This window comes from Methanolobus psychrotolerans (assembly GCF_002243045.1).
GTDB classification, from domain to species: domain Archaea; phylum Halobacteriota; class Methanosarcinia; order Methanosarcinales; family Methanosarcinaceae; genus Methanolobus; species Methanolobus psychrotolerans.
In genome coordinates this window covers 120,153-132,524 of sequence record NZ_MBKP01000005.1, presented here as the reverse complement: position 1 = coordinate 132,524, position 12,372 = coordinate 120,153, and the positions used below count along the sequence as shown (strand labels likewise).

The following is a 12,372-nucleotide window of genomic DNA, read 5'->3' as shown; positions in this document are numbered from 1 at the left end:
TTCAGTATAATTATAATTAGGCTGATTAAAAGATAAGCATGATTATATAAAAATATATCTTTAATAAATATATAGGCATTTGCATACAAATATTGCAATGTAAAGTAAAACCAAGTACAACCAAGGAAAAATAAATAACAAAAAACACACATGAAATTCTTTGAATAACATGCACAAACAAATGAAAATACCCACCTAAATAACCCTTTTTACTATAAATCGAACCGGTTATTGGTGAGTTGAGTGCAGCAACACTGATTGCTGAAATAGACGACTTTAATGACTTTTCATCAGGGATAAGCTTGCTTCATGACTAGGGTTAGTACCAAATGTGTACCAGTCTGCAGACAAATATTATAATGGAAGGAATAACAAACAAGGGTCAAAGATAGCAAGATGGATATTGACACCGGTTGCTCAGGCAGCTTCAGGAAAGAAAGCCAGTCATTTGAAGGAGTTATTTAACCAGAATAAAAAAATGATTGGTTATCATAAGGCAATTATTGTAATACATTGATTATTTAGAACTCATGCAATTTTAACTGTCTTTTCTGACAGACTTTTTCGCCTGGAATCTCCACAGGATATGCACCTGTAAGACATCCTAAACATAGATCATCCTTGTCAATTCCAATTGATGCTACAAGACCATCTACACTCAGATATCCCAACGAATCAGCATTGATAACTGCCTCAACGCCCTTTATAGTCTTATGGGCTGCTATTAGCTCATCCCTTGAAGCCATATCAATACCTAGATAACATGGTGCCACAATTGGAGGACTTCCTATGCGGGCATGCACTTCTTTTGCACCTGCATTGCGAACCATATCGATGATACGGCGGGATGTGGTTCCTCTCACGATACTATCATCAACAAGAATCACTTTTTTACCACGGATGTTCTCATTGATAGTATTCATCTTAAGACGCACAGCAGTTTCACGCATGGCCTGACCCGGAAGAATGAAAGTACGACCTATATAACGATTCTTCATAAGGCTCTCCTCATAATCGATCTTTGATTCCTTGGAGAAACCAATCGCAGAAGTAATTCCGGAGTCAGGGACAGGAGACACCATATCCCCATCCACAGGATGTTCGCGGGCCAGTCTCTCGCCAATCCTTTCACGAACCTTATAAACAAGCTGTCCGTCGATTATAGAGTCAGGACGTGCAAAATAGACATATTCAAATACACAATGAGCACAATATTTTTCCTCAAGGAGCTGGTAGGATTCAATTTTACCATCCCTGAAGATGACAAGTTCACCTGGATTTACATCCCTGAGAAGTTTGCCATTAAGGGTATCAATTGCAACACTCTCGGAGGCAACTACAAAACCCGGGTCAATGGTACCCATACAAAGTGGCTTGAACCCAAAAGGATCCCTTACAGCCATAAGCATATCATCGATAAGTATTGTTAAAGAATAAGAACCAAGAAGCTGCTTCATCACGTTGCGCACTGCTTCAACAATATCGTGTTTTAAAAGTTCCTTCACAAGAAGATGAGCAATTACTTCTGTATCGGAGCTTGCTACAAAAATATGACCTTCGGCTTCAAGCTGAACGCGCAGATCAAGACCATTGACAAGATTACCGTTATGGGCAAGTGCCACACTGCCACTTTTGTAATTAACAATAAAAGGCTGGCAATTTTCAATTCTTGAGTCGCCAGAAGTCGAATAACGAACATGACCAATACCAACATCGCCTTTGAGAGCTACAAGGTCATCCTTGTCAAAGATCTCAGGCACAAGGCCCATTCCTTTTGTGATCTGGGGATGTTTGCCATCATGCACAGCGATACCAGCAGATTCCTGACCGCGGTGCTGCAGAGCATACAAGGCATAATATATACGAAGTGCGGAAGGGACAGGATGTGGTTCCGGATTGAACTTTACTACCCCTACAACACCGCATTCTTCGCGCATTTATATCCCTAGTCTAAAAAGACTTAATATTTGCACTTTGCTTGCCACTTGTAGCTTCTCATTCGTGCAGATTTTCCAAAACCACATGCAGTACACTGTTTTGTATGAATGTTAAGTGAAACACTACCGCAGCGCCTGCATTTCAAATGCGTGCGCTTTTGTCTTTTACCCATTGAGGGAGTACCTTTTGACATTTATAATCACCTTTTGATTTGAAATTTGTTAATTAGTTGTAGCCGATGTATCGATGGCTTAGAGTTTACCCATGATACGGCTAGTAGTTCTTATAGATTACGTTTGTTTCAGGGAGAAACATATACTACGTTGTCACCTCTGATAACAACACTACCCAGTTTTCTCACAATTTCTCCTTCCTTAAGCTCTTCAGCGTCATCCAGAACAAGGTTCATGTGGACATCATAACCCTGGAGTTTGCCACGGAATTCCCTTGCGCCTTTAAGTCTCACAATTACAGGTGTGTTCAAAGCATCGTTGAGTATATCAAGAGGTCTGTTTCCCATTTTAGTCGCCCTCAGTTAAATAAATCCAATTAATTATACGCGCGTATTATGATTGTAAATTTGTTTATTTACTTATACATATTGCGATGCACCAATGTCGCTGATTCAATATATATAACTATCGTCAAGAAGACATTTTCAGCAATTAAATGAACTCAGCATCGCAAAGATATATAGGCCCTAATAACCAACTACTATATAACCGACCAGACATTTAAGAGCTGCGTCACACAGCAAACGAAAAACACGGAGAATAAAATGAGCAAAACACCGGTAATACTGACAATTGCAGGTTCTGACTCAGGCGGAGGAGCTGGAATAGAGGCAGATGTTAAAACAATAGCTTCTATGGGATTGCACCCTACATGTGCTATTACATCAGTCACTTCACAGAACACTACCGGAGTACTAAGTGCTTATGATATACCCTGCGAAGTAATACGTGACCAGATTGATGCAGTTTGCGAGGACATGGACATCAGGTGGGCCAAGTCCGGCATGCTCTCGTCATCAGAGATCATATCAACAGTTGCAGAAATAGTGAAAAAGTATAACCTGAAGCTTGTTGTCGATCCAGTCATGGCAGCAGAAGCAGGCGGCGATCTACTTCATAAAGAGGCCATATCAACTTTGAAAGAGAAACTTTTGCCAGTAAGTGAAGTTGTAACACCAAATATCAATGAGGCAAATGCCCTTTCAGGAATGCAGATACATACTGTAGAAGAAGCAAAAGAAGCTGCAAAGATAATCAGCCATACAGGCGTCAGAATCGTCATTGTTACCGGCGGGCACCTTGATGCATCAGACATAATATATGACTCTGAAAATGATACCCATACCATAATTGGCGGAACATTTATTAAAGGCGGTACGCACGGCTCAGGATGCACCTATTCTGCCGCACTGGCATCATCCCTTGCCAAGGGATACAGAATCGAGGAAGCTGCTAAAATAGCAAAGGACTTTGTTGTGGAGGCCATCAGGGAAAGCGTGCCTGTAGGAAGAGGAGTAGGACCAGTTAACCAGTTAGCCCGCATCATTCACAACTCTGAAAGATATACAGTTTTGCAGGATGTAAAAGAAGGTGCATGCATACTCACAGGATGCAAGGACTTTGCAGCACTCATCCCCGAAGTAGGATGCAATATAGCAATGGCACTACCATATGCCACATCAAGCTCAGAGGTAGCTGCAGTTGCAGGCAGAGTAGTAAATCTTAAAGGAACAGCGCGGATTGTAGGGGATATTGAGTTTGGTGCAAGCAGCCATGTTGCCCGAATAATACTTTCCGCAATGAAATATGACCCCATATGCAGAGCTGCCGTAAATATCAGGTATTCCGGGCAGATCGTGGAAATTTGCAGGGAAATGGACCTTAGTATCTCATCTTTTTCCAGGGAGGATGAACCAGAAGGTACACACACAATGGATTGGGGGACATCCCATACCATTGAAAAACATGGAACTGTACCTGACATTATTTATGATAAAGGCGGTATCGGAAAGGAAGCCATGATCAGGATAATGGGTTACAGCGCCAGGGAAATTGCCTTCAAGGCTGTAAAAATAGCTGAAAAATATGCTGCTGGAAAAATACAAGACCTGCAAAAACCATCTTAAAACATCTTAATACATGTATGATGCATTATAGTCATTTACATCTTTATTTTTTAATGTCACAAACATCGGGTTAAGTCAAGAGTGAAATATAATGGAATCGGAAACGTTCAATGGACTTTATCTTTCAAAGGAGATAAGGAAAAGCATAAAGGAAATGGGATTCAGAGAACCCACAGAAATCCAGGAGAAATGCATCCCACTGATACTGGAAGGAAAAGATATTATCGGCCATGCGCAGACAGGGACAGGGAAAACAGCAGCTTTTGGAATGCCCCTGATGGAACTTATTGACCCGAATAATAAAAAAACCCAGGCTCTTGTAGTATGCCCCACCCGGGAACTGGCAAATCAGGTATCAGAAGAGCTGGGAAAACTTGCAAAATACATTCCTGAAATAAAAGTGATATCAGTATATGGAGGACTCTCTGTTGACTCCCAGATCAATGCACTCAAAACAGGGGCCCAGATCATAGTAGGAACGCCGGGAAGAATAATAGACCACCTTGAAAGGCAGACAATGCAGATCGACGAGATTGGTATAGTCATACTTGACGAAGCCGATGAGATGCTAAATATGGGATTTAGGGAAGACATAGAGAAAATACTGAATAGTACACCTTCCAGCCGGCAAACATTACTCTTTTCGGCAACAATGCCAAAACCCATACTTAGACTGACAGAGCAATACCAGAAAGATCCTGTGCACATAAAAGTCGTGCATGAAGAACTTACTGTGCCCCAGGTTAAGCAATACTACTTCGAAATAAAGGATAATGCTAAACCTGAAGCTTTAAAAAGACTGATAGAAGCAGAAAACATCAAGTCTGCACTTGTCTTTTGTAATGCGAAAAAGGAAGTCGACAAGTTAGTCGTAAAACTGCGTTCACGAGGATACCCTGCCGAAGCACTTCATGGAGACATAAAGCAAAAGCAAAGGGAACAGAGGATGGAACGGTTCAAAAATGAGGATATTGGTATCCTGGTGGCAACTGATGTAGCCGCCAGAGGAATTGATGTAGATAATATAGAAGTCGTTTTCAATTACGATCTGCCCCAGGAACTTGAAACCTATATCCACAGGATAGGACGAACTGCACGGGCAGGCAGACCCGGACTTGCCTACACGTTTGTAACTAGCAAGGAACTCGGCAAACTTAAAGCAATAACAGATATCACTAAAACAGAAATTGTCCACAGAGAACTTCCCAGCCACAGAGATACAGAGAGAATTAAAGAGAACCGTATCGCTGATGAGATCCGAATGCACATCAGACGTGGACATCTTGATAAATATGACGAATTTGTCTCAGGTATCGCAAGTAATGATATGAACTACCGGCAGATCGCTGCTGCGCTTGCAAAGATACTATTCACGGATGAGAAATAAAAACAGAGGAAACTAAATGAAAGATTTTGTAATCATAGGCCATAAAGCATTGACCACAGGTGATTTTTCACTTAACGACCTGCCAGGTTCCGCCGGGAGAATGGATATCCTTTGCAGGTGCGTCAATTCCGCACTTTTCCTTTCACATGGGATGAGACGTGATGTCAACGTCCACCTTGTACTTCTTGGCGAGCCATGTCCCGGAAAAGTAATACGGTTCAATGGAGAGAAACTGAAGTACCTAAACCCTGACGAAAGAAGTAGTGGCTCCCTCATAAAAAAGGCACTTGAAAAAGATGCCATCGAATATGAGACACAATCCACCCCGGGTGTGTGGATAAGACGTGCAGGACTTGAGAAACTGCTTACTGAATTCAAGGACGCAGGCAGGGATATTTATTATCTGAAAGAGGATGGAGAGGACATTAGGGAATACGCTGATTTTAACACTGATGCAGTATTTGTTCTCGGCGATCACATGGGAGTTACTGAAGAGGAAGAAGGGATAATTGGAAAAATAGCAAAGCAAACGCTTAACATAGGTCCCGTTTCACTTCATTCAGACCACTGCATGATAATAATCCATAACGAACTGGACAGGAAAGAAGCATAACCACAAAAGATTATATTAGATAGTATCCATCTGTGCAAGTACCGGGGAAACTATAGATATAGGTTATAAATATAAGAGGCTTAAGTGATCCAATGAGCATACTTGAAACCGCTAAGAAGATAATCAATGAAGGACCCATCTGTGACCATTGCATGGGCAGGCAGTTCGCCAAATTATCTACTGGCCTTACCAACGTTGAAAGAGGACAGGCCGTCAAACTGAGCCTTGCAATGGAAGGAGATGCCCTGTTCAAAGAGACAGGCGAGGAAAGTTTACTGGAAGAACTCGCAAAAAGCAGCTGCTATGCAAGAAAGACTTTGAAGATAGAGGGTGAAGATGAGAAATGCTGGGTATGCCAGGGCATTTTTGATAAGCTTGACATCTGGGCTGAGAAAGCGGTCGAAAGTATCGGAGATATAGAATACTCCACGTTCCTTGTAGGTACAAAGGTAAGCGGTCTGATAGGAGAGAATGAAGAGATACTGTGGAGCGAATGCAGGATTACTCAGGCTGAACAGTTCAAGACTGAAATGAACCGTGAAGTTGGAAAACTTATAGCAGCACGCACAGAAAAAGAGGTTGAGTTCGATAGGCCGGATGTTGTTGTAACTCTGGACCTTGCCGAGGAATCCACCAGTATCCGTGTAAGATCAGTATATATTCAGGGAAGATACCGGAAACTTGTAAGGGGAATACCACAGACAAGATGGCCATGCAGAAACTGTGGCGGCAGAGGATGTGAGAAATGCAGCAACACAGGAAAACAATATCCAGAGTCTGTTGATGAGTTAATTGCTGCAGAGGTCATCAAAGCAACAAAAGGAAATGATACAAAGTTCCATGGTGCCGGACGTGAAGATATTGATGCACTTATGCTTGGGACAGGAAGACCGTTTGTAGTAGAGGCATTGAACCCTGTAATTCGCAGTGTTGATGCGTGGGAACTGGAAAAGAAGATAAATGAGTTCGCCATCGGTAAAGTGGAAGTAGAGGGGCTAAAAATAGTAGAGAAAGATGTAATTGAGGTTTTGAAGTCTTCAAAGGCGGATAAAGTATATAACCTTAAAGTTACATTCAAAGAGCCTGTTTCCACAGATAAACTTGCAGATGCTATAAATTCCCTTATAGGAGTACAAATACACCAAAGAACTCCACAAAGGGTGGCCCACAGAAGAGCAGATCTTGTCCGGAAACGATATGTACATGACGTGCAGCTCAAAGAGAATACAGACGAGTATGCCATTATAGAAGTACACTGTGATGGCGGCCTGTATGTCAAGGAACTTACGTCCGGAGACGAGGGAAGAACTGTACCAAGCCTTACAGAATTGTTAGGGATACAGGCTACAGTAGCTGAACTTAACGTAGTCAATGTAGATATATGAATCATAAATATTACATTTGAGCAGTCATAATAAAATTAATCATTTGATCAATGGAGATAAATAATCATGGCAACATCACATGGCGAAAAACACTGTACAAGGTACAAATTACAGAAGACCACAAGAGAAAGAGGACTTTCACCTGTTAGCAAAGCAATCCAGGAGTTCGACAACGGGCAGATGGTTCACATAGATATCGACCCAAGCGTACAGAAAGGAATGCCAAACGCAAGGTTTCAGGGAAAGACCGGAAAGGTAATTGGTCAGCGTGGCCGCGCTTATCTTCTGCAGATAAGGGACGGAAATGCTACAAAAGAACTCATATCCCTTCCACAGCACCTTAAACCACAGAAATACTAAGAATATAGAGATTTCAGGCTTATGCCTGAAGTACCATTATTTATCGTTAGATATATCTTTATTGGGTGCATTTAACGAGATTAGTAAATTGTATTGTTATCTCCGGATGACCTAAAATCCAAATAATGCATAGAGTGTATACCAATGATAGTCAAAGAAGTTCTGAGTGAAGAATTGTTAACCCTGTCCGAAGTAAAGGGTATGCTGCACGAGATTATGGAAGAGCGTCTCAAAGATGAAGAAGAACTTGGATATGAACTGCGCAAAGCTATCAACCATGCAGAAATGTTCTCAAAGACAACCCCTGAAAAAGCAAGGGAACTTGTTAACAAACTTCTCAAGCTTGAAAAAATGAAACCTGAGATAGCGATTAGATTAGCGGACATAATGCCGCAAACAAGAGATGAGCTCAGGTCACTTTATGCAAAAGAAAGATTCACACTTACCGAAGAAGAGCTTGACGAAATGCTAAACCTTGTAGAAGAAGCAATGGATTAGATTTATATTTGATACATCCCTTTTTTATTTCGAGAGAAATTGCATGTATAGCAGTGTGTATGCCACCGGAGGGAATATATGATAGCGAGGGGAAAACCACCTGAAAAAGAAGAGTATGCATGGATCTTAGATTATCTTCCGTACGGAAGTTCTGACGATAAAAGACCTTCATATCAAAAGAAACCTCTTGTACAAGCAGTCGGAGAAATTCACTTTGTCCTGATGGAACTTGTACCTAAAGATGGGAAAGTTCCGGACATTCAATCCCGTGTTTACATTGGTGATGGCGACAGGGATCTTATTGACCATGTGAAACACCGCATACCATATAAGGACCTCAGCCATGGTGCTCAGTTAGAATTGCCTTACATTCTTGAAAAGAGTGTACAACACCATGAAGAAAGGTTTATCAAATTCTTCAATGATGCACACCCCATCACAAACAGACTGCATATGCTGGAGTTACTACCGGGAATAGGGAAGAAACTCATGTGGGCCATAATAGATGAAAGGAAGAAAGGACCTTTCAAGACCCTGCAGGAATTGCACGAAAGGGTTGGAGGAGTACATTCTCCCGAAAAAGTCATTGTCAACCGGATAATCGATGAACTGAAAGATGACAATATCAAATACAGGCTCTTCACAATACCTCCACGTCGTCCACGCAGCCAATAAAAGGTGTTCATTTCTTGGTTCATGACATATTAAGGAAATATGGTATCCGAGGAGGATACCATGACCAGCATTTTTTAATTGATGAACGTGTCCTGGACAGGATCGTTGAAGCTGCCAATATCAAACCCGATGAAACCATACTAGAAATAGGAGCAGGAATTGGCAACCTGACAGAAAGACTCATCGAAAAAGCAGCTCATGTGATTGCCATTGAAAGAGACACAGAACTTGTTGATGTCCTGAAGGACCGTTTGGGACATTCAGAGAAACTCACAATAATCCACGCAGATGTACTTGACGTTGATTTCCCGCCTTTTGACAAGGTAGTTTCAAACCTTCCATATTCCATTTCTTCCGAGATAACTTTTAAGTTGTTCAAATATGATTTTAAACTGGGAATACTAATGTACCAGTATGAGTTCGCACAGAGACTTGTGGCGCATGCAAATTCAGAGGATTACAGCCGTCTTTCTGTGAATGCAAACTATTTTGCAGACACCTCAATAATAATGAAGATCCCCCGAGGAGCTTTCTCCCCGCCACCTGAAGTCCTGTCTGCGGTCGTTGAGATCAAACCAAGACCTGCCGACTTTGAAGTACTTGATGAAAAGTACTTCCTTGATTTCGTTACCGCTGTTTTCGGACAGAGACGTAAAAAAATGAGAAACTCGATCATCAGGAACAAACAACTCCTTGGCATTGAAGATATGAAGGAATTCATACACGAACTGCCACAGAAAATGCTTGATAAAAGGCCTGAGAACCTTGGGCCGGAACAATTTGCAGAACTTGCGAACATGATGTTCACGCACAAGCAGAAATAGTTATTTTGTACTTATGATTACCATCAGTTATCGCAACGCAAAAGTAAACCTTGCAGAACAAGTATACGAACCTGCCGAAGATTCATATTTACTTGCAGATGCAGCCCTTGAGTTAGTCAAAGACGATATGAATGTCCTGGAAATCGGGACAGGAACTGGTTTTGTATCTGCCGTCTTGAAAGCCAACCGGAACATCGGGCTTGTTGCAACGGAAATAAACCCCTGTGCGGCTAGCTGCGCAAAGTCCAATAGTATAGATGTAATCAGAACTGACATGTTCACTGGGCTTAAATCCAATCATCAGTTTGATATTATAATATTCAACCCCCCCTATCTTCCGACATCAGAGGATGAAAAAATACCAGGGTGGCTGAATTATGCATTTGACGGAGGTTTTGATGGTCGCAAGGACATCAGGCCTTTCATGGAACACGTATCTGCCTACCTTAAACCTAAAGGAATTGTCTTGCTGCTTGTGTCCTCACTTACTGGTATTAAAGAAGTTAGGAAGGAAATGGAACTTCACGGCTTTAACTCACAGGTCATAGCCAGTAAAAAGTGCTCTTTTGAAAAGCTGGTTGTTATTAAGGGAAAAGTGATTAATAGTACCTGAAAAGCAACTTTTTCTATTAGTGCCCAAAAGCTATGAAACAATCCCTCTATCAACATTAAATATAAAAAATAATATAATAATCTCCTTTGTTTATTTGTTGAACATAACTGCTGCTATCACCACATAGCAGATTTCGGAGCATTTAGCCTATAAATGTAGATGGATGCCACTACCCCAACTTTAGCAAGTAAGTTGCTGATGTTGACTTTCCAATGGCAAGTCAGGATACTTAAGGAAAAGAGCTGAATTCTCATACCATGATTTTCACCATAGTTGTAAGTTCTCATCGGTTTACTGGAAAGCAGAAACAGATCCTCTTTTGAGTCCATAGCATCCCGAACTCTGACAGGTTTCCCGGCAACATTCCTCTCAAGGTATTTGGATCAGTGACAGATCTGTTTCTTTTCAGCGTCATAGTATGGAATGTCTTCATACCAATATTCAATTCCGTTTATATTCTTGATACGAAGTGTAGATCTCATATGCACTTAAATTATAGGAGCTGGGGGACCTCTTCAGGAGTTTCCTGCAGCATCCACTAGTATGAAAAAGGCATCAGTCTCTGCCTGCACAACTACCGTATCGTTCTGGTTTATACGGACCTGATCAAATTCCTCTAGTTTTTGTCCGCATACGGTGACCTCTCCCTCAAGAACATAGATGAAAACATGTCTTGAAAGGTCTGTGAGAAGATCGACCATTTCTCCCTGATCAAGTTTTGCCATGTAGGCAGTTGCATTAGCTCGTATTTTAAGGGCATCTGAAAAACCCTGCCCGGAAGCTATAGGAAGGAGGCTATTTTTACAGGAAGCTGCATCAAAGTTCTTGTGTCTGCATGTTGGCTCCATGTTCAGCCTCAAAGGCTGTATCCACATCCTGCAAAAGTGTGTGTCCTTTTCTGAAATGTTTGTTCCTGTAAAAGTCACCCCCTCACCGGCTGACAGGACCTGCACGTCACCGGCTTTCAGGACTTCTTTGCATCCTGTGCTGTCTTCGTGGATAAGTTCCCCTTCAAGAACAATGGTTAGTATTTCCTTATCGGAAACAGTTTCCGGTTTGAACACCTTTCCTGCTTTTAATGCTTCATCGTTAAAGACCTTAATGTCCCCAAAATGAGTATTTTTCATGTCCATATAACCTGAATAAGAAAAGAGCCAGTAACTGTTTACTGATTCGTTATCCACAAAATATCTTTCTTCTGATTTAACTATCCTGATCATAATAATTTTCCTTGGTTTTCTGGTTAATCTGACATAGGTGTTTAAGTATTTGACTGTCAGCCATGTCCCAGGATGTCTTAATGGTTATGCCAACTGGCTTTATCTGGAACAGATAATTGTAAAACAGATACATGTAATCCAAAAATCACCAGGATAATCAAAACAGATTTAAAGTATAAAATATAAAAGGTGCCGCTTATTCTGTGTTGGCGGCATGTTCGAACACAAGTTCAAGTACGCCGTTCCTGTAGCATGATATCATGCTTGCAGGATCAACATTGCATGGAAGGTCTATGACCCTGGAGTAACCTGTGCCACTGGTAATTACAGTTATTTCCACATGGGACTTATCAGGGTGATATTCTATCTGATCTTCTTCAACCCCGAGATCTGCCAGCAGGAATACTTTATCATCTGCTTCAAAGACATCAATGAAAGGCTCCTGTTTAAATATATAGAGTTCTCCCTCACTTTCGTCTTCATCATCCTCATAGTCCAACGGTTCCATTTCCCTATTGTTCTTAAAGCTGAAAACAGCTGGTTTTTTACCGGACTGGCTGATTATTGTAAAACCATGTATTACCGGTTTGCTGCTGCTTTGAGCTATGCTGGCAGAGAACAGTTTCATAATGTGCTCTATCAGTTCGTCGATGCTTGTTATCTTGTCATGCGAGTCTTCATCACCGGAGTAATGATCTTTGTCATTCATTCCTTTATCC

14 protein-coding genes and 1 pseudogene are annotated in these 12,372 nt (G+C 41.4%); 10 read left to right on the top strand and 5 right to left on the bottom strand.

All coding sequences use genetic code 11. The annotated features are described in order from the left end of the window. Positions 1-224 precede the first annotated feature (224 nt). Positions 225-511, top strand: a pseudogene (locus BB781_RS16035) (IS110 family transposase); the annotation flags it as partial. Positions 512-521: 10 nt separating this feature from the next. On the opposite strand, the gene purF reads toward BB781_RS16035, so the two are convergent. The 3 genes from purF to BB781_RS02975 form a co-directional block, all read right to left on the bottom strand. Beyond that, positions 522-1,937 (bottom strand): amidophosphoribosyltransferase, encoded by a 1,416-nt coding sequence (gene purF / locus BB781_RS02985; RefSeq protein WP_094227019.1) that lies wholly within the window; start codon positions 1,935-1,937, stop codon positions 522-524. A 23-nt stretch (positions 1,938-1,960) separates the two neighbouring features. Then, complete coding sequence (locus BB781_RS02980) at positions 1,961-2,131, bottom strand: 50S ribosomal protein L37e (protein ID WP_094227018.1); 171 nt, start codon at positions 2,129-2,131, stop codon at positions 1,961-1,963. 108 nt (positions 2,132-2,239) lie between these two features. Then, a complete protein-coding gene (locus BB781_RS02975; protein ID WP_023844185.1) occupies positions 2,240-2,458 on the bottom strand; it encodes an LSm family protein in 219 nt (72 codons plus the stop codon). A gap of 258 nt (positions 2,459-2,716) precedes the next feature. Here BB781_RS02975 and thiD point away from each other — a divergent pair, with 258 nt between their 5' ends. From thiD to BB781_RS02930, 9 genes are all read left to right on the top strand, one after another. After that, complete coding sequence (gene thiD, locus BB781_RS02970) at positions 2,717-4,078, top strand: bifunctional hydroxymethylpyrimidine kinase/phosphomethylpyrimidine kinase (RefSeq protein WP_094227017.1); 1,362 nt, start codon at positions 2,717-2,719, stop codon at positions 4,076-4,078. A gap of 91 nt (positions 4,079-4,169) precedes the next feature. After that, complete coding sequence (locus tag BB781_RS02965) at positions 4,170-5,465, top strand: DEAD/DEAH box helicase (RefSeq protein ID WP_094227016.1); 1,296 nt, start codon at positions 4,170-4,172, stop codon at positions 5,463-5,465. Positions 5,466-5,481: 16 nt separating this feature from the next. Next, the gene (gene trmY / locus BB781_RS02960; RefSeq protein WP_094227015.1) at positions 5,482-6,078 is read left to right on the top strand and encodes a tRNA (pseudouridine(54)-N(1))-methyltransferase TrmY; all 597 of its coding nucleotides are present in this window, start codon (positions 5,482-5,484) and stop codon (positions 6,076-6,078) included. 92 nt (positions 6,079-6,170) lie between these two features. After that, positions 6,171-7,463 carry a tRNA pseudouridine(54/55) synthase Pus10 gene (locus tag BB781_RS02955; protein ID WP_094227014.1) on the top strand — a complete coding sequence of 431 codons (1,293 nt, stop codon included), beginning with the start codon at positions 6,171-6,173 and terminating at the stop codon, positions 7,461-7,463. Between the two features lie 66 nt (positions 7,464-7,529). Further along, positions 7,530-7,823 (top strand): 50S ribosomal protein L21e, encoded by a 294-nt coding sequence (locus tag BB781_RS02950; RefSeq protein WP_094227013.1) that lies wholly within the window; start codon positions 7,530-7,532, stop codon positions 7,821-7,823. Positions 7,824-7,967: 144 nt separating this feature from the next. Continuing rightward, the gene (locus BB781_RS02945; RefSeq protein ID WP_094227012.1) at positions 7,968-8,321 is read left to right on the top strand and encodes an RNA polymerase Rpb4 family protein; all 354 of its coding nucleotides are present in this window, start codon (positions 7,968-7,970) and stop codon (positions 8,319-8,321) included. 78 nt (positions 8,322-8,399) lie between these two features. Next, positions 8,400-8,996, top strand: coding sequence for a DUF655 domain-containing protein (locus tag BB781_RS02940; protein ID WP_094227011.1), 597 nt, complete (start codon positions 8,400-8,402; stop codon positions 8,994-8,996). 14 nt (positions 8,997-9,010) lie between these two features. Further along, complete coding sequence (rsmA, locus tag BB781_RS02935; RefSeq protein WP_094227010.1) at positions 9,011-9,820, top strand: 16S rRNA (adenine(1518)-N(6)/adenine(1519)-N(6))-dimethyltransferase RsmA; 810 nt, start codon at positions 9,011-9,013, stop codon at positions 9,818-9,820. 13 nt (positions 9,821-9,833) lie between these two features. Further along, a complete protein-coding gene (locus BB781_RS02930; protein WP_094227009.1) occupies positions 9,834-10,433 on the top strand; it encodes a HemK2/MTQ2 family protein methyltransferase in 600 nt (199 codons plus the stop codon). A gap of 515 nt (positions 10,434-10,948) precedes the next feature. On the opposite strand, the gene BB781_RS02925 is transcribed toward BB781_RS02930, so the two are convergent. After that, complete coding sequence (locus BB781_RS02925; RefSeq protein ID WP_094227008.1) at positions 10,949-11,653, bottom strand: pirin family protein; 705 nt, start codon at positions 11,651-11,653, stop codon at positions 10,949-10,951. 196 nt (positions 11,654-11,849) lie between these two features. Beyond that, positions 11,850-12,362 (bottom strand): Hsp20/alpha crystallin family protein, encoded by a 513-nt coding sequence (locus BB781_RS02920; RefSeq protein WP_094227007.1) that lies wholly within the window; start codon positions 12,360-12,362, stop codon positions 11,850-11,852. Positions 12,363-12,372 lie beyond the last annotated feature (10 nt).